Origin of the sequence: Streptomyces flaveolus (assembly GCF_000716535.1) — a bacterium.
Taxonomy (GTDB): Bacteria; Actinomycetota; Actinomycetes; order Streptomycetales; family Streptomycetaceae; genus Streptomyces; species Streptomyces flaveolus_A.
This window is the reverse complement of sequence record NZ_JNWV01000006.1, coordinates 379,691-396,819: the sequence shown is the minus strand read 5'-3', so window position 1 is coordinate 396,819 and position 17,129 is coordinate 379,691. Positions and strand designations below refer to the sequence as shown.

General features: G+C 73.0%; 17 protein-coding genes. 10 read left to right on the top strand and 7 right to left on the bottom strand.

What is annotated here, in order from left to right; translation table 11 throughout:
• Nucleotides 1-11 precede the first annotated feature (11 nt).
• Nucleotides 12-740 (bottom strand): ZIP family metal transporter, encoded by a 729-nt coding sequence (locus tag OO52_RS08400; RefSeq protein ID WP_030642579.1) that lies wholly within the window; start codon nucleotides 738-740, stop codon nucleotides 12-14.
• 82 nt (nucleotides 741-822) lie between these two features.
• Here OO52_RS08400 and cobM point away from each other — a divergent pair, with 82 nt between their 5' ends.
• Genes cobM through cobC form a run of 6 tightly spaced genes read left to right on the top strand, consistent with a single transcriptional unit; the run spans nucleotide 823 to nucleotide 7,158 of the window.
• A complete protein-coding gene (gene cobM / locus OO52_RS08395) occupies nucleotides 823-1,641 on the top strand; it encodes a precorrin-4 C(11)-methyltransferase (protein WP_030642576.1) in 819 nt (272 codons plus the stop codon).
• Nucleotides 1,638-2,873 carry a bifunctional cobalt-precorrin-7 (C(5))-methyltransferase/cobalt-precorrin-6B (C(15))-methyltransferase gene (locus OO52_RS08390; protein WP_030642574.1) on the top strand — a complete coding sequence of 412 codons (1,236 nt, stop codon included), beginning with the start codon at nucleotides 1,638-1,640 and terminating at the stop codon, nucleotides 2,871-2,873. The genes cobM and OO52_RS08390 overlap by 4 nt, the downstream gene beginning before the upstream one ends.
• A complete protein-coding gene (gene cobJ, locus OO52_RS08385) occupies nucleotides 2,870-4,552 on the top strand; it encodes a precorrin-3B C(17)-methyltransferase (protein ID WP_030642572.1) in 1,683 nt (560 codons plus the stop codon). The genes OO52_RS08390 and cobJ overlap by 4 nt, the downstream gene beginning before the upstream one ends.
• Nucleotides 4,549-5,139 carry a precorrin-8X methylmutase gene (locus OO52_RS08380; protein ID WP_030642570.1) on the top strand — a complete coding sequence of 197 codons (591 nt, stop codon included), beginning with the start codon at nucleotides 4,549-4,551 and terminating at the stop codon, nucleotides 5,137-5,139. Before cobJ ends, OO52_RS08380 begins: the two co-directional genes overlap by 4 nt.
• A complete protein-coding gene (locus OO52_RS08375) occupies nucleotides 5,136-6,074 on the top strand; it encodes a sirohydrochlorin chelatase (RefSeq protein WP_030642568.1) in 939 nt (312 codons plus the stop codon). The genes OO52_RS08380 and OO52_RS08375 overlap by 4 nt, the downstream gene beginning before the upstream one ends.
• A complete protein-coding gene (gene cobC / locus OO52_RS08370; RefSeq protein ID WP_030642567.1) occupies nucleotides 6,064-7,158 on the top strand; it encodes an Rv2231c family pyridoxal phosphate-dependent protein CobC in 1,095 nt (364 codons plus the stop codon). The genes OO52_RS08375 and cobC overlap by 11 nt, the downstream gene beginning before the upstream one ends.
• Nucleotides 7,159-7,167: 9 nt before the next feature.
• Here the strand turns inward: cobC and OO52_RS08365 are convergent, their stop codons facing one another.
• Nucleotides 7,168-7,998: a helix-turn-helix domain-containing protein gene (locus OO52_RS08365; protein ID WP_030642566.1), complete on the bottom strand. Its 831-nt coding sequence runs from the start codon at nucleotides 7,996-7,998 to the stop codon at nucleotides 7,168-7,170.
• Nucleotides 7,999-8,110: 112 nt separating this feature from the next.
• On the opposite strand from OO52_RS08365, the gene OO52_RS08360 reads away from it, so the two are divergent.
• On the top strand, nucleotides 8,111-8,707 hold the full coding sequence (locus tag OO52_RS08360) for an NADPH-dependent FMN reductase (protein WP_030642565.1): 597 nt from the start codon (nucleotides 8,111-8,113) through the stop codon (nucleotides 8,705-8,707).
• A gap of 382 nt (nucleotides 8,708-9,089) precedes the next feature.
• Here the strand turns inward: OO52_RS08360 and OO52_RS08355 are convergent, their stop codons facing one another.
• From OO52_RS08355 to OO52_RS08335, 5 genes are all read right to left on the bottom strand, one after another.
• Nucleotides 9,090-10,001 (bottom strand): SCO1860 family LAETG-anchored protein, encoded by a 912-nt coding sequence (locus tag OO52_RS08355; protein ID WP_030642564.1) that lies wholly within the window; start codon nucleotides 9,999-10,001, stop codon nucleotides 9,090-9,092.
• Between the two features lie 155 nt (nucleotides 10,002-10,156).
• On the bottom strand, nucleotides 10,157-11,248 hold the full coding sequence (locus OO52_RS08350) for an amidohydrolase family protein (protein WP_030642563.1): 1,092 nt from the start codon (nucleotides 11,246-11,248) through the stop codon (nucleotides 10,157-10,159).
• 17 nt (nucleotides 11,249-11,265) lie between these two features.
• Nucleotides 11,266-12,060, bottom strand: a complete 795-nt coding sequence (locus OO52_RS08345) for an amino acid ABC transporter ATP-binding protein (RefSeq protein ID WP_030642562.1) — start codon at nucleotides 12,058-12,060, stop codon at nucleotides 11,266-11,268.
• Entirely contained in the window at nucleotides 12,057-12,890 is an 834-nt protein-coding gene (locus OO52_RS08340) for an amino acid ABC transporter permease (protein WP_030642561.1), read from the bottom strand. Before OO52_RS08340 ends, OO52_RS08345 begins: the two co-directional genes overlap by 4 nt.
• On the bottom strand, nucleotides 12,887-13,735 hold the full coding sequence (locus OO52_RS08335) for a transporter substrate-binding domain-containing protein (RefSeq protein ID WP_030642560.1): 849 nt from the start codon (nucleotides 13,733-13,735) through the stop codon (nucleotides 12,887-12,889). Before OO52_RS08335 ends, OO52_RS08340 begins: the two co-directional genes overlap by 4 nt.
• Nucleotides 13,736-13,874: 139 nt before the next feature.
• Between OO52_RS08335 and OO52_RS08330 the strand changes: the two genes are divergently transcribed.
• From OO52_RS08330 to ectB, 3 genes are all read left to right on the top strand, one after another.
• A complete protein-coding gene (locus OO52_RS08330) occupies nucleotides 13,875-14,975 on the top strand; it encodes a pyridoxal-phosphate-dependent aminotransferase family protein (protein WP_030642559.1) in 1,101 nt (366 codons plus the stop codon).
• 330 nt (nucleotides 14,976-15,305) lie between these two features.
• On the top strand, nucleotides 15,306-15,824 hold the full coding sequence (gene ectA, locus OO52_RS08325) for a diaminobutyrate acetyltransferase (protein WP_030642558.1): 519 nt from the start codon (nucleotides 15,306-15,308) through the stop codon (nucleotides 15,822-15,824).
• 13 nt (nucleotides 15,825-15,837) lie between these two features.
• Nucleotides 15,838-17,109 carry a diaminobutyrate--2-oxoglutarate transaminase gene (ectB, locus tag OO52_RS08320; RefSeq protein ID WP_030642557.1) on the top strand — a complete coding sequence of 424 codons (1,272 nt, stop codon included), beginning with the start codon at nucleotides 15,838-15,840 and terminating at the stop codon, nucleotides 17,107-17,109.
• The last annotated feature ends 20 nt before the right edge of the window (nucleotides 17,110-17,129 follow it).

Below are 17,129 nucleotides of genomic sequence, written 5' to 3'. Positions count from 1 at the left end.
CACCGCCCGGGTCACCCCGTGACGCCCACCACCAGCCAGATGAAGGCCGCGCCCGCGACCGTGCACAGCAGGGTCGAACGGGCGGGGTGCTCATGGTGGGCCTCGGGGAGGATCTCCGCCGCGGCGAGGTACAGCAGTGCGCCGGCGAACAGGCCGAGATAGCCGCCGAGGACGCGCTCCGGAATGGTGATGAACGCCGACGCGGCGGCTCCGGCGACGGGTGCGACGGCGTCCGCGAAGAGCATGGCGAGGGCCTTGCGGCGGGCGTTGCCGTACAGGCTGGTGAGGGTGAAGGTGTTGAAGCCGTCCGCGAAGTCGTGGGCGATGACGGCGAGCGCGACCGCGGTGCCCATGCCGCCGCCCACCTGGAAGGACGCGCCGATCGCCACGCCGTCCATCAGGCTGTGCCCCACCATCGCCGCGGCCGCCGTCAGGCCCACCTCGGGGGCCCGGTGATTGTGTTCGGCGGCGCCGTGGGCGGCGCGGCGGGCCGCCAGCAGGCGTTCCACCAGATGGGCGAGGAGGAAGCCGGCCAGGAACAGCAGGAGCGCGGCCGGGACGCCGTGGACCTCGTCGCCCGCCGCCCGGAGCGCCTCCGGCAGCAGGTCCAGGCCGACCACGCCGAGCATCAGCCCGCCGGCCAGGCCCAGCACCAGATGGCGGCGGTCGGTCACGCGCTGTGCCGTCCAGCCGCCGGCCAGCGTCATCAGGAACGCGCCGAGCGCGACGAAGACCGCCATAGGCCCTTGCTATCCGATCGACGCGCGTTCCCGCACGTCCGACAGCCACAACCGCAGTACTCGTAGGAGAGGACCGATTCCCATGGCCGATGCCCCCACCGGCAAGGTGACCTTCGTCGGTGCCGGCCCCGGCGCCGCCGATCTGCTGACGTTCCGTGCCGCGCGGGCCATCGCCGAGGCCGACGTCGTGATCTGGGCGGCGAGCCTGGTCCAGGCGGAGGTCCTCGAACACGCCCGCGAGGACGCCGAGATCCTGGACTCGGCGGCCATGTCGCTGGAGGACGTCGTCGCGGTGTACCGACGTGCGTTCGAGGAGGGGCTCGAGGTGGCCCGTATCCACTCCGGCGACCCGGCCCTGTGGGGCGGCACGCAGGAGCAGCTGGACCGCTGCCGGGAGATCGGCATCGCGACCGAGGTCGTCCCGGGCGTGTCCTCCTTCTCCGCGGTGGCCGCGCTGGCTCAGCGCGAGCTGACGATTCCCGAGGTCGCGCAGTCCGTGGTGCTGACCCGGCTGGGCGGGGGCAAGACGCCGATGCCGCCCGGTGAGGAGGTGCGCGAGTTCGCCCGCCACGGCACCACCATGGCGATCTTCCTGTCGGCGGCGCGCAGCGGGCAGCTCGTGCGGGAGCTGCTGGAGGGCGGCTACCCGACGAGCACACCGGTGGTGATCGCCTACCAGGCGACCTGGCCGGAGGAACTGGTCGTGAAGTGCACGATCGGCACGCTGGAGGAGACGGTCAAGGAGCACAAGCTCTGGAAGCACACGCTGTTCCTGGTCGGCCCGGCGCTGGACGCGCACGGGACGCGTTCGCACCTGTACCACCCGGGTCACTTCCACGGCTACCGGAAGGCCGACCCCGAGGCGCGGCGGGCGCTGCGCGAGCAGAGGACGAAGAGTTGATCACGGTCGTCGGTACGGGGACCGGGACGCCGGTGCCCGAGGACGTCCTGACCGGGGCCGCGCTGGTCGTCGGCGGGCGGCGGCACCTGGACGCCGCACGGCTGCCCGAGGGCGCGGAGCGGGTGGTCCTCGGTCCGCTGGCGCCGGCGCTGGACACCATCGCCGGGTACGTCGGCAAGGAGCTGCCGGTGGTCGTGCTGGCGTCCGGGGACCCGGGGTTCTTCGGGATCGTGCGGGCGCTGGCCGAGCGGTTCGGGCCCGGGCTGCTGGACGTGCGGCCGGGGGTGTCCTCGGTGGCCACCGCGTTCGCCCGGATCGGGCTGCCCTGGGACGACGCGGTCGTGGTCAGCGCGCACGGCCGGGAGCTGCGGACGGCGGTGAACGTGTGCCGGGCGCGGCCGAAGGTGGCCGTGCTGACCGGGCCGGGCGCCAGTCCCGCCGAGCTGGGGGCCGCGCTCCCCGGTGACCGGACCCTGGTGGTCGCGAGCGCGCTCGGCGATCCGGGGCGCGAGCGCGTGGAGCGGGTGACCGCCGCCGAGGCGGCGGCCCGGGACTGGGGTACGGCGGTGAGCGTGGTGCTGTGCCTGGACGAGGCGCGGGCGCTCGGTGCGGTGCGGACGGTGGCCGGGGTGCCCGGGGCGCCGGACCGGTGGGCCCTGGAGGAGGACGCGTTCGCGCACCGGGACTCGATGATCACCAAGTTCGAGGTGCGGGCGCTGGCCCTGGCCCGGCTGGGGCCGCGCCTGGGCGACCTGGTGTGGGACGTGGGCGCGGGGTCGGGCTCGGTCGCGGTGGAGTGCGCACGGTTCGGCGCCGCGGTCGTCGCCGTGGAGAAGACCCCGGACGGGGTGGCACGCGTCCGTGCCAACGCGGACGCCCACGGCGTCGACGTGGACGTGGTGCACGGCTCGGCGCCGGAGGCCCTGGAGGGGCTGGCCGGTGATCCCGACGCGGTGTTCGTCGGTGGCGGGGGCCGGGAGCTGCCCGCCGTGGTGAGCGCGTGCGCGCGGCGGGCCCGGCGGACGGTCGTGGTCGCCATGGCCGCGCTGGACCGGGTGCCCGCGGCGCGCGCGGCGCTGACGGACGCCGGGTTCACCTGCGACGGCGTGCTGGTGCAGTCGTCGCGCCTCGCGCCGCTGCCGGGGGACGTGAGCCGGCTCGCGGCCACCAATCCTGTGTTTCTGCTGTGGGGCGTGAGAACCCCGGCGTCTAGTGAAGGAGTAGTCCAGTGATCGGCCTGATTTCCGCCACCGCGGCGGGGGCGGCGGCGCGGGACCGGCTGGCCGCGGCCTGGCCGGAGCGTACGCGCGTCTACGAGGGTCCCGTCGGGGAGGCGGTACGGGCCGCGTTCGCGGAGTGCGAGCAGCTGGTGTGCTTCCTGGCGACCGGGGCGGTGGTGCGGCTGCTCGCGCCGCTGCTCGCCGGAAAGGCGGCCGACCCGGGCGTGGTGTGCGTGGACGAGGGCGGCCGGTTCGCGGTGTCGCTGCTCGGCGGGCACGGCGGCGGCGCCAACGCGCTCGCCCGCGAGGTGGGTGAGGTGCTGGGCGCCGAGCCGGTGGTGACGACCGCGACGGACGCCGTCGGGCTGCCGGGCCTGGACACGCTCGGCCTGCCGTACGAGGGGTCGGTCGCGGCCGTCTCCCGGGCGCTGCTGGACGGCGAACCGGTCGCGCTGGAGGCGGAGGTGGCCTGGCCGCTGCCGCCGCTGCCGGTCGCGCCCCAGGGGTCGTACACGATCCGGGTGACCGACCGGGCCGTCGCGCCGGGCGAGCGGGAGGTGCTGCTCAGGCCGCCGTCGCTGGTCGTCGGGGTCGGCGCGTCGAAGGGTGCGCCGGTCGAGGAGGTCCTCGGTCTGGTCGAGGAGGCGCTGCGGGATGCGGGGCTCTCGCCTCGGTCGCTCGCCGAGCTGGCCACCGTGGACGCCAAGGCGCAGGAGCCGGGCATCGTGGCCGCCGCCGAACGGCTCGGGGTGCCCCTGGTGACGTACTCCGCCGAGGAGTTGGCGGCGGTCGAGGTGCCCAACCCGTCGGACGCGCCGCTCGCGGCCGTCGGCACCCCGTCGGTGGCGGAGGCCGCCGCGCTGGTCCGGGGCGGTGAACTCCTCGTCCCGAAGAAGAAGTCGGCCGGGAAGCCCGCCATGGCGACCTGTGCCGTGGTGCGGCGGCCCGCGCGCGGGCGGCTCGCGGTGGTCGGGCTGGGGCCGGGCGCCCGGGACCTGCTCACCCCGCGCGCGGCGGCCGAGCTGCGGCGGGCGTCGGTACTGGTCGGGCTCGACCAGTACGTGGACCAGATCCGCGATCTGCTGCGGCCCGGCACCCGGGTGCTGGAGTCGGGGCTCGGCGCGGAGGAGGAGCGGGCCCGGACGGCGGTCGCACAGGCCCGGAAGGGGCACGCGGTGGCGCTGATCGGCAGCGGGGACGCGGGCGTGTACGCCATGGCCTCCCCGGCGCTCGCGGAGGCCTCCGACGACATCGACGTCGTCGGGGTGCCCGGGGTGACGGCCGCGCTGGCCGCCGGGGCGATCCTGGGCGCGCCGCTGGGCCACGACCACGTGTCCATCAGCCTGTCCGACCTGCACACGCCGTGGGAGGTCATCGAGCGCCGGGTGCGCGCGGCGGCCGAGTCGGACCTCGTCGTCACCTTCTACAACCCGCGCTCCCGGGGCCGCGACTGGCAGCTTCCCAAGGCGCTGTCGATCCTCGCCGGGCACCGGGAGCCGACGACGCCGGTCGGCGTCGTCCGCAACGCCTCCCGGCCGGACGAGTCCGGCCGGGTCACCACGCTCGCCGCACTGGACCCGGCGACGGTCGACATGATGACGGTCGTCACCGTGGGCAACACGGCGACCCGTCGGATCGCGGGGCGCATGGTGACGCCGCGCGGCTACCGCTGGCAGGAGGACCCGAAGTGAACCGCGTCGTCCACCCGATCGAGCAGGAGTCCTACCGGCGGCTGCGCGCCCGCCTGGACACCTCGCACTTCCCGCCGCTGACCCGGGCGGTGGTGGAGCGGGTCGTCCACTCCGCCGCGGACCTCGAGTACGCGAACGACCTCGTCATGGACGAGGGCGAGTTGGTGCGGGCGCACGCGGCGCTGCACGCCGGGGCGCCGGTGGTCGTGGACGTCGAGATGGTGGCCGCCGGGATCACCCGGCGAAAGACCGTCTGCCGGCTCGCGGACGCCGTGGGCGGGCCGGGTCTGACCCGTTCGGCGCACGCGATCCGGCTCGCGTACGAGCAGGTCGGTCCCGGTGCCCTCTGGGTGATCGGCAACGCGCCGACCGCGCTGGAGGAGCTGCTGACCCTGGACGCCGCCCCGGCCCTCGTCATCGGACTGCCCGTCGGCTTCGTCGGCGCGGTCGAGTCCAAGGCCGCGTTGCGGGCGAGCGGCCTGCCCGCCGTGAGCAACGTGTCCGAGAAGGGCGGGTCGGCGGTCGCGTCCGCCGCGCTCAACGCCCTGCTGTACCACCCCGCTTCACACTCCGAGGAGAACGCGTGACCACCCCGCCCGCCCTGCTCATCGCCGGACACGGCACCCGTGACGACGCCGGAGCCGAGGCGTTCCGCGACTTCGTCCGGGAGCTGGGGCGCCGCCACCCCGAACTGCCCGTCGCCGGCGGCTTCATCGAACTGTCCCCGCCGCCGCTGGGCGAGGCCGTCACCGAGCTGGTCGAGCAGGGCGTACGCCGGTTCGCCGCCGTGCCGCTGATGCTGGTGTCCGCCGGGCACGCCAAGGGCGACATCCCGGCCGCGCTCGCCCGGGAGAAGGAGCGGCACCCCGGCATCTCGTACACCTACGGCCGCCCGCTGGGTCCGCACCCGGCGCTGCTGAACGTGCTGGAGCGGCGGCTGGACGAGGCGCTCGGCTCCGCCGCCCGCACCCCGCAGGACCGGGCCGACGTCACCGTGCTGCTGGTCGGGCGCGGCTCGACCGACCCCGACGCCAACGCGGAGGTGTTCAAGGCTGCGCGGCTGCTGTGGGAGGGCCGTGGGTACGCCGGGGTGGAGACGGCGTTCGTGTCGCTCGCGGCGCCGGACGTGCCGAGCGGGCTGGACCGGTGCGCGGCGCTGGGGGCGCGGCGGATCGTCGTACTCCCCTACTTCCTCTTCACCGGCATCCTGCCGGACCGGGTGCGGCAGCAGACCGAGGGGTGGGCCGCCGCGCACCCGGAGACCGAGGTGCGGTCGGCCGATGTCATCGGGCCCGAGCCGGAGCTGCTGGACCTGGTGATGGAGCGGTACGAGGAGGCCGTCAAGGGCGACCTGCGCATGAACTGCGACTCGTGCGTGTACCGGATCGCGCTGCCGGGCTTCGAGGACAAGGTCGGGCTGCCGCAGCAGCCGCACTTCCACCCGGACGACGACGACCACCACCACGGGCACGGTCATGGGCACCACCATCACGGGGGGCACTCGCACAGCCATGCGCACTGAGGCGACCGGCGGGTCCGGGCCCGATCTGCGGCACCACGGGGACGCCGAAGTGCGGGACGACGGGGCCGCGTTGACCGACCTCGCCGTCAACGTCCGCGCGGACACGCCCCCGCCGTGGCTGCGGGAGGAGATCGCCGGCTCGCTGGCGTCCCTCGCGGCCTACCCGGACGGGCGGGCCGCGCGGGCGGCGGTGGCGGCGCGGCACGGGCTGCCGGTGGAGCGGGTGCTGCTGACGGCGGGGGCGGCGGAGGCGTTCGTCCTGCTCGCCCGCGCGCTGAAGGTCAGCCGGCCGGCCGTCGTGCACCCGCAGTTCACCGAGCCGGAGGCCGCGCTGCGGGACGCCGGGCACACCGTGACCCGGGTGCTGCTGCGGGAGGAGGACGGGTTCCGGCTGGACCCGGCGGCCGTGCCGGCGGACGCCGACCTGGTGGTGATCGGCAACCCCACGAATCCGACGTCGGTGCTGCATCCGGCGGAGGCGATCGTCGAACTCGCCCGGCCGGGCCGCACGTTGGTCGTGGACGAGGCGTTCATGGACGCGGTGCCGGGTGAGCGGGAGGCGCTGGCCGGGCGGACCGGTGTACCGGGGCTCGTGGTGCTGCGCAGCCTCACCAAGACCTGGGGGCTGGCCGGGCTGCGCATCGGGTACGTCCTGGCCGGGCCCGAGGTGATCGCCGAGCTGGAGCGGGCCCAGCCGTTGTGGCCGGTGTCGACACCGGCGCTGGCCGCCGCCGAGGCGTGTGTGGCGCCGCGGGCGCTGGCGGAGGCGGGACACGCGGCGCATCGCATCGCCGGGGACCGCGCCCATCTGGTGACCGGGCTGGCCGCGTTCGCCGCTCGCGGAGTGCGGGTGGTGGAGCCTGCCGAGGGGCCGTTCGTGCTGGTGCGCATGCCGGGCGCCGACGCGGTACGGCGGCGGTTGCGGGAGCTCGGTTACGCGGTGCGGCGGGGCGACACGTTTCCGGGGCTCGGGGAGGACTGGATGCGGGTCGCCGTGCGGGACCGGGCGACGGTGAACGGCTTCCTGCGGGCACTGTCGACCGCCCTGCCCTTTCCCGCCGGCCCACCCGTCCCGGCCGGCTGAGAGGCTCTGTCAGGAGATCGCCCGCAGCCTCGGGCGGTCCCGGAGCCGTTCCACCGCGCGTTCCGTCTCCTCGTCGGCCGCCAGGAACACCACGAGCTGCTGGGCGTCGTCCGGGATGTCCAGCGTCTGGCGGTCGAGGCGGAGTTCGGGGCCCGTCGGGTGGTTCAGCCGGAGCGTTCCGCGCGGGGGCACCACATGCGGGTTCAGGCGGCGTGTGAACTCGGGACCGGCCACGGGCGCGAGTTCGGCGGTCAGCCATTCCGAGTTCTCGACGGTCGGGCCGAGCCACAGGTCGAAGGCCTGCTCGTCCGCGACGGCGTCCCAGTCGGCGAAGAACGCGCGGGCGCGCGGGTCGGTGAAGACGTACCGCGTGAGGTTCGGGGCGTCGGCGTCGAGCAGCCCGGTGCCACCGGTCAGCGCCGCGTAGCCGCTGGTGTGGGCAAGGATGTCGCCCAGCCGGTTCGTCACCACGGCGATGCCCGGCTCCAGCAGGCGCAGGGTGCGCAGCACCGGGGGCCGGACGTCCCGGCGGGCCGGGGCGGGGCGGTTGTGGGCGGTGCACTCGCCGCCGGTGATCTTCGCGAGGTAGCGCAGGTGGTCGCGTTCGGCCGGGTCGAGACCGAGCGCGTCGGCGAGGGCGTTCACCACCGCGATCGAGGGGTTGCGGTCCCGGCCCTGCTCGATCCTCGTCAGGTACTCGACGCTGATGCCGGCCCGCGCGGCCAGGTCCAGCCGGCGCAGGCCCGGTGACCGGCGGCGGCCTCGCTCCGGCAGCCCCAGCGTCACCGGCTGGACGCTGTCGCGCTTGGCCCGGACGAAGTCCCCCAATGGTGTGCCCATGGGGCGAGGATAGGGCGGCGTCCGCCGCGGGTGGAGGGCTCAGCGTGGCCCTGCGGGGGCCAGCCTGCGCCCGGCCTGGTCACCGGGTGCGGGGCGGCCGAAGGTGGTGGGCATGGAGAACACCACGCACAGGTTGCTGATCATTGTGGGAAGTGTCCGGGAGGGGCGGTTCGGCCCGGTCGTGGGGTCGTGGGTGGCAGAACAGGCGCGCGCCCACGGCGGGTTCGAGGTGGACGTCGTCGATCTGGCCGACATCGACCTGCCGTTGGCGCTGCCCGCGGCCTCGCCGAAGTTCGCCGGTGACGACTATCCCCGGCCCGCCGGGATGGCCAGGCTGACCTCGGCCCTGGAGGAGGCCGACGCGTTCGTCGTCGTCACCCCGGAGTACAACCACAGCTACCCGGCCTCCCTGAAGGCCGCCATCGACTGGCACTTCACGCAGTGGACGGCGAAGCCCGTCGCCTTCGTCAGCTACGGCGGCGCGGCCGGTGGCCGGCACGCCGTGCTGCACCTGGAGAACGTGCTGACCGAACTGCACGCGGTGACCGTCCGGGACGGGCTGGCCTTCCCGAACTACTTCGCCGCGTGGCAGGACGGCGAGCCCCTCGACCCCGGGGCCCCGGGCTACGCCAAGACCCTGCTGGACCAACTGGCCTGGTGGGCGTCCACGCTCCGGGCCGGCCGGGAGAGGGCACCCTACCCGGGGTGACCAGACCGGCCACGGCACGCCGGGGTCGCCGGGCAGCGCCGGGGCGGCCGGGCAGCGCCGGGCACGCCGGGCCGGCCGGGGAACGCCGGGACCGGCCCGGGCCTGGGCCAGGGCCGCCCGCGAGTGGCCCGCCGCTGACCGGCGGAGCGAGCCCCCGTCGGTCGCGTTCCCCCGGCGGGGAACGCACCCGCGCGACCCGGAACCCAGCGGGCCCCCCTCACCCGGAACCCGGCGAAGAACACACCCTCGCACTCGCCCGGAACCCGGCGGTCGGCGCGCACACCCGCGCCCCGCCCGGACCCCGCCACGGGCGTGACCGGCATCGGCCCTGATCAGCCCCCCGCCCGGCCGCGGGCCCCCCGGCGTCAGCCGGGCTGCTCCCTCAGCCCTTCCGGCGTCGGGCCACCGCCACCGCTCCGCCGCCCGCCAGCAGCAGGGCGAGTGCGCCGCCCGCGATGTACGGGGTCGCCGAGCTGCCGCCGGTCTCCGCGAGGCCCGCTTCGGCGGGGGCGCCCTGGGGGCGGGGCCCGCCGGCCGGGTCGTGGCTCGGGACCGGGGTCCCGGTGGGCGGGGCCATCGGGGACTCGCAGGTGGCCTTGGCCAGGGTGACCGTGCCCTCGACGTCGGCCACGTTCAGCTTCAACGGGTTGACGGAGACCTTGAGTTCGAGAGCGGTGGCGGCGGCCGTACGGGTCGTGGTGCTCCGCTGGGAGAGGTCGAGGCGGACCTCGCCGACGCCGGGCACCTTCACCTCGGCCGGGCCGCCGGCGGTGAGGGTGACGCGCTTGCCGAGGACGGTGACGGCGCCGAGGACGTTCGCGGAGGCGACCGGTGCCCTGCCGACCTCGCAGGTCGCCTTGGCGGTGATCGCGTCCGCCTCGATCAGGGACAGCAGGGGCAGGCCGGGGACGTGCACCTTGGCGTGGGCGACCCGGACGGAGCCCTCGGCGCCCCGCGCGGTCACCGTGGCCTTGGCCTGGGCGACGTCCGCGCCGAGGACGGTGAACGGCTTGCCGCCGTTCACGCCGTCGAGCCGCGCGGACAGCGCGGTCCGGTCGGCGCTCTGCGGTGCGTGGACCTCGTTGAGGGAGACCGCGAGCGGGACGTTCACGGTCTTGTTGAGCAGGGACACGTCGAGCCCGGTGCGCAGGACGACGGCGGAGGCGCGACCGTGGTCACCGGTCGCGTGCGCGGCGCTCGCGCCCCCCAGGACCACGGGCGCCGAGGCGAGGGCCGCGGCCGTCGCGAGGACGGTGAGACGGCGTGCGGGCATGCGGAAGTTGTTGCTGTTCAAGGCGGTGGGACCCCCAGACGGGACATGCTTGGGACACGTCAACCTTGTCCCCACTGTGGGTGAACGGTCAGCGATCCAGGGTTACTTCACTCAAACGTGGATTTTCCGCACGCCGATTCGATTCCAGGGCGGAATCGACGGGATCACGGGAACGTCTACTCGACCACCCGTCCGTTCAGCACGACCCGCCGGGGCGCCGCCAGCACCCGTACGTCCGCCCGGGGATCGGTCTCGTACACCACCAGGTCGGCCGGGGCGCCCTCCTCCAGTCCGGGCCGGCCGAGCCAGGCGCGGGCGGCCCAGCTCGTGGCGGCGAGCGCGTCGACCGGCGGGATGCCCGCGGCGACCAGTTCCGCGACCTCCTCCGCGACCAGCCCGTGCGGCAGGGTGCCGCCGGCGTCCGTGCCGACGAAGACCGGGATGCCGGCGTCGTAGGCGCCGCGCACGGTGTCGTAGCGCCGCTCGTGCAGCCGGCGCATATGAGCGGACCAGCGCGGGTACTTCTTGTCGCCGCCGTCCGCGAGCCTGGGGAAGGTGGCGATGTTGACGAGGGTCGGGACGATCGCGACGCCCCGCTCGGCGAACAGCGGGATCAGGTCCTCGGTCAGACCGGTGGCGTGCTCGATGCAGTCGATGCCCGCCTCGACCAGGTCGCGCAGGGAGCTCTCGGCGAAGCAGTGGGCGGTGACCCGGGCGCCGAGCCGGTGGGCCTCGGCGATGGCCGCCTCCACCGCCTCGCGGGGCCAGCAGGGGGCCAGGTCGCCGAGGTCGCGGTCGATCCAGTCGCCGACCAGCTTGACCCAGCCGTCGCCGCGCCGGGCCTCCTGGGCGACGTAGGCGACGAGGTCGTCCGGCTCGATCTCCCAGGCGTAATTGCGGATGTAGCGGCGGGTGCGGGCGATGTGCCGGCCCGCCCGGATGATCTTCGGGAGGTCGTCGCGGTCGTCGATCCAGCGGGTGTCGGAGGGCGAGCCCGCGTCGCGGAGCAGCAGGGTGCCCGCCTCGCGGTCGGTGAGCGCCTGCTTCTCGGCGGTGTCCGCGCCGACCGGGCCCTCGGCACCCAGCCCCACGTGGCAGTGGGCGTCGACCAGGCCGGGCAGCGCCCAGCCCTCGACGGTGGTGGTGTCACGGGCCCCGGCGGGGCGGTCGTAGGAGACACGGCCCCCGACCACCCACAGCTCGTCACGGACGTCGTCCGGCCCGGCCAGGACCCGGCCCCTCACGTGCAGCACCGCACCATCGCTCATGCTCGCACCTTAACGACCTACGCCTCGGACTTCCCCACCTGGTCGGAGGTCTCCTCCTCGACCTCGGCCATCGCCGGGTCGAGCAGCCGGGAGAGGAAGTGCCGGGTGCGCTCGTGCTGCGGGTCGCCGATCACCCGGTCCGGGGTGCCGTCCTCGACGATCACACCGCCGTCCATGAAGACGACCCGGTCGGCCACCTCGCGGGCGAAGGTCATCTCGTGGGTGACGACCATCATCGTCATGCCCTCCCGCGCGAGCCGGCGCATGACGGCGAGGACGTCGCCGACCAGTTCCGGGTCGAGTGCGGAGGTCGGCTCGTCGAAGAGCATCACCTCGGGGCCCATGGCGAGCGCGCGGGCGATGGCGACGCGCTGCTGCTGGCCGCCGGAGAGGGAGGACGGGTAGGCGTCCGCCTTCTCGGAGAGGCCGACGCGGGCCAGGTTCTCGGCGGCGACGCGCGCGGCCGTCTCCTTGTCCCGCCCGAGGACCCGGCGCTGCGGCAGCGTGAGGTTCTCGGTGACGTTCAGGTGCGGGAAGAGGTTGAACTGCTGGAAGACCATGCCGATGCGACGGCGCACGGCGTCGATGTCGACGTCGGGGTCGGTCACCTCGGTGCCGCCGACGAAGACCTGGCCCTTGGTGGGCTCCTCCAGCAGGTTGACGCAGCGCAGCAGCGTCGACTTGCCGGAGCCGGAGGGGCCGATGACGCAGACGACCTCGCCCTGGCCGATCTCCAGGTCGATGCCGCGCAGCACCTCGTTGTCGCCGAAGGACTTGTGCAGTCCGCGGACCTCGATCTCCGGGCGGCTCACCGGATCGCCTCCTGGGCCTTGGATTCCATACGGCGGACGACGAAGCTGAGCGGGATGGTGACCAGCAGGTAGCACAGGCCCGCGACCAGGATCGGCGTGGAGTTGGCGGTCGTGCTGGCGAGGTCGCGGCCGAACTTGGACAGTTCCCGCTCCTCCAGTGTGACGCCGAGGAACAGCACCAGCGAGGAGTCCTTGAAGAGCAGGACGAGTTCGTTGGTGAGCGGCGGCAGGATGATCCGGAAGGCCTGCGGGACGATGATGGAGACCATGGCCTTGGCGGGCGAGAAGCCGAGCGAACGGGCCGCCTCCATCTGCCCCTTGGGCACGGCCTGGATGCCGGCGCGGATGGTCTCCGCCATGTACGCGGCCGAGACCAGGCCGAGCGCGAGGGCGACCTTGCCGTAGGTGCCGCCGGGGATCTCCGTGCCCGGGAACGCCAGCGGCACGGCCACGCCGACGAAGATGAAGATCAGCAGGGCGGGCAGCCCGCGGAAGATCTCGATGTAGACGCCCGCCAGCCAGCGGTAGGGGCCCACGGAGGACAGCCGCATCAGCGCGATGACCATGCCGAGGACGAGTCCGACGACGAAGCCGGACAGCGTGTAGAGCACGGTGTTCTTCAGCGCCAGCGTGATGACGTCCGGGAACATCTGCTTCGCGATGTCCGCCTGGGCGAACTGGTTCTGCAGCCGGTCCCAGTCGGCCGTGACCGCGAAGGCGATCACGGCGGCGGCGAAGACGGCGTACTGGACGCCGCGCGACAGACTGCGCTTCTGACGCCGGGTCAGCCCCTTCTTCTTCGGCTGGAGGGTCGTCTCCGTATCCGTCATGAGGCGGCGGGAGAGGCGACGGAGGCGTCGTAGGGGCCGATCCACTGCTCGTAGATCTTCTTGTAGGTGCCGTCGGCCTTGGCGGTCCTGATCGCCTTGTTGATGGCGTCGAGCAGCGGCTTGTTGCCCTTCTTCACGGTGAAGCCGTACTGCTCACCGGTCTTGAGGTTGTCGACGACCTTGAACTTGTCCGCGTTCGCCTTGTCCTTCAGCCAGCCCTGGACGACCGGGAAGTCGATGACGACGGCCTGGACCTGGCCCGTGCGCAGGCCGTTGAGGACGGCGTCGGAGGACTCGAAGGAGATCGGGTCGTAGCCCTTGCTCTTGACGTAGTCCTCGCCGGTGGTCTGCGCCTGGGCGCCGAGCTTCTTGCCCTTGGCCTTGACGTCGGCGAGCGAGTTGATCCCGCTGTTCTTGTCGACGAGGACGGCCTGGGTGGCCTCGAAGTACGGGTCGGAGAAGTCGACGTTCTTCTTGCGCTCGGCGGTGATGGTCATGCCGGCGGCGGCCAGGTCGCACTCGCCCGAGTTCAGGAAGGCGCCCGTCTTGAAGTTCTCGAAGGGGGTGTCGAGGATCTGCTGCTTGACGCCGAGATCCTTGGCGACGAGGTCGATGAGGGAGACGTCGAAGCCCTGCACCTTGCCGTTCACCTCCGACTGGAACGGCGGGTACGGCAGGTGGGTGCAGGTGGTCAGCTGACCGCCCTTGACCAGGTGGACGCCCTTGACCGTGGTCTTGCCGCTCCCCGAGTCGCTGGAGGAGCAGCTGGCCGCGACGAGCACGAGTGCGGCGGTCGCGGTGGTGGCGGCCAGAAGGCGGGTCCGGCGCCCGACGAGCGTTTTCATGGGGGAGATCTCCTGTCGGGGAACTAAGGGTTCCGATTATAAGGAAGTGTTTGAGTCTCTCAAATCAAACCCATGGCCATGCGGGCCCCCGACCTAAGATCGAGGGAATCGGCCCCCGAGAAACGAAGAGAGCACCGCCGTGACCCACCCCTTCCTCGACCTGCCCCCGCTGAGTGCCGAGCGCTTCGCCGCCATCGAGGACGGGGTGGCCCGGTTGCTGGACACCCGCCAGGACGTCCTGATCACCCAGGGCGAAGCACTGCTGCCGCTGGAGGGCGCGATCCGCGCGGCGGCCGGTCCCGGCACGGTGGCCCTGAACGTGATCACGGGCCCCTACGGGCAGACCTTCGGCAACTGGCTGCGCGACGCCGGTGCCACGGTGCACGACATCTCGGTCCCCTTCCACACGGCGGTGACCGCCGGGCAGATCCGGGAGGCGTTCGCCGAGCACCCGGAGATCGATTTCGTGTCGCTGGTGCACGCCGAGGCGGCGACCGGCAACACCAACCCGGTCGCGGAGATCGGCGAGGCGGTGCGGGAGCAGGGTGCCCTCTTCTATCTGGACGCGGTGGCCTCCGTGGGCGCGGAGCCGGTGCTGCCGGACGCGTGGGGCGTGGACCTGTGCGTGATCGGCGCGCAGAAGGCGATGGGCGGCCCGGCGGGTGTGTCGGCGATCTCGGTGAGCGAGCGGGCGTGGGCCCGGATGGCCGCCAACCCGAACGCCCCGCGCCGCTCCTACCTCTCCCTGCTGGACTGGAAGGACCGCTGGATCGACGCCGGCCGCAAGGTGCTGCCGCACGCTCCGGCGCAGCTGGAGATGCTGGCGCTGGAGGCGTGCCTGGAGCGGATCGAGTCGGCGGGCCTGGAGTCGGTGATGGCCCGGCACCGGCGGGCGGCGCTGGCCTCGCGGGCCGGCGCGGTGGCGCTGGGCGGGGGCCTGGAGCCGTACGTGTACGAGGAGCGGGACGCGGCGCCGGTCGCCACGACCCTCCGGGTGCCGTCCGGCGTGGTGGCCTCCGACCTGGTGGCCCGCGCCCTGGCGACCGACCCGGCGCTGCCGCTGGCCGCGGGTGGCGGCGCCCTGGCCCGGGAGATGATCCGCGTCAACCACTACGGCCCCGACGCGACGCGGGGCGCGGTCCGGAACTCCCTGGCGGCGCTCGGCGCGGCACTCGCCGAGCAGGGCGTGCCGGTGGACCCGGCCGCCGCCCGCCGGGCCGTGGAGAACGCCTGGCGGTAATCAGCGATCAGTAATCACGCCGGAACGCAACGAAAACGGCTCGCGCACACCGCGCGGGCCGTTTTCACATCTCGAATTCCAATTACTTTCACAAACTCCGCCAATTCTCCGGACGATAGCTTCCCGTCTTCTTCTGCCCGCTTTTTGCAGAGCTAAACAGGGGAGTTTGCCGACGGGTTTCCTGCGGTTTACAGCGTGTGACACACTCCACAGCGATTGCGATTTGTACCAATTTGATGCGGGTCATATCAGACATTTCACCGACTCGGCGCGGAGCCCCCGTACTCAGTCCCGTGCATTTTCGAATTCGCCTCGCTAAATTCGTGCCGCATGACTGCCGCACCCGCAGACCTGCTCATCGAACGGCCGGCGACGACCGACGGAGCCGCACTCTGGCGTCTCGCCAAGGAATCGAAAACCCTCGACCTGAACTCCTCCTACAGCTATCTGCTGTGGTGCCGGGACTTCGCCGGTACCTCGGCGGTGGCGCGCGGCGCGGACGGGGAGCCGGTCGGCTTCGTCACCGGATACCTGCGGCCGGACCGCCCCCGCACCCTGCTCGTCTGGCAGGTGGCCGTCGACCCCGCCCACCGGGGCCACGGCATCGCCGCCAAGCTGCTGGACGGGCTGACCGCCCGGCTCGTCGCCGAGCACGGGATCACCGGGATGGAGACCACCATCACGCCCGGCAACACCGCCTCCGAGCGGCTGTTCACCTCGTTCGCCGAGCGGCACGGCGCACAGGTGACCCGCGAGGTGCTGTTCCCCGCCGAACTGTTCACGGACGGCCCGCACGACCCCGAAGTCCTCTACCGCATCGGCCCGCTGACCGACTCCACCGCCCACTGAGGAGCGATTCACCGTGACCATCACCCAGCCCGACCTCAGCGTCTTCGAGACCCTGGAGTCCGAGGTGCGCAGCTACTGCCGCGGCTGGCCCACCGTCTTCGACCGCGCGCGGGGCAGCCGGATGTACGACGAGGACGGTCATGCGTACCTCGACTTCTTCGCCGGCGCCGGCTCGCTCAACTACGGCCACAACAACCCCGTCCTCAAACGGGCGTTGATCGACTATCTGGAACGCGACGGCGTCACCCACGGCCTGGACATGTCGACCACGGCCAAACGCACCTTCCTCCAGACCTTCCAGGACCTGATCCTGCGCCCGCGCGACCTGCCGTACAAGGTCATGTTCCCGGGGCCGACGGGCACCAACGCCGTGGAGTCGGCGCTGAAGCTGGCGCGGAAGGTGAAGGGCCGCGAGGCGATCGTGTCGTTCACCAACGCCTTCCACGGCATGTCGCTGGGCTCCCTCGCCGTGACCGGCAACGCCTTCAAGCGGGCCGGTGCCGGCATTCCGCTGGTGCACGGCACGCCGATGCCCTTCGACAACTACTTCGACGGCACGGTCCCGGACTTCCTGTGGTTCGAGCGGCTGCTGGAGGACCAGGGCTCCGGTCTGAACAAGCCCGCGGCCGTGATCGTGGAGACCGTGCAGGGCGAGGGCGGCATCAATGTCGCCCGGCCCGAATGGCTGCGTGCGCTGAAGGAGCTGTGCGAGCGGCAGGACATGCTGCTGATCGTCGACGACATCCAGATGGGCTGCGGCCGTACCGGCGCGTTCTTCTCCTTCGAGGAGGCCGGCATCACGCCGGACATCGTCACCGTGTCGAAGTCGATCAGCGGCTACGGCCTGCCCATGTCGCTCTGCCTGTTCAAGCCGGAGCTGGACGTCTGGGAGCCGGGCGAGCACAACGGCACCTTCCGCGGCAACAACCCGGCCTTCGTCACCGCCACCGCCGCGCTGGAGACGTACTGGACCGACGGCTCCGCGATGGAGAAGCAGACCCGCGGCCGCGGTGAGCAGGTCGAACAGGCCTTGATCTCCATCACCGAGGAGAACCTCGCCGACGTGAAGGAGTACCGCGGTCGCGGGCTCGTCTGGGGTCTGGAGTTCCACGACAAGGCCCGGGCCTCCCGGGTCGCCCGGCGCGCCTTCGAACTCGGGCTGCTGATCGAGACGTCCGGCCCGGAGAGCGAGGTCGTCAAGCTGCTGCCCGCCCTGACCATCACGCGCGAGGAACTGGACGAAGGGCTCAGCGTCCTGGCCCGCGCCGTCCGAGAAACCGCCTAGCAGGACCAGCAAGGAGGAAG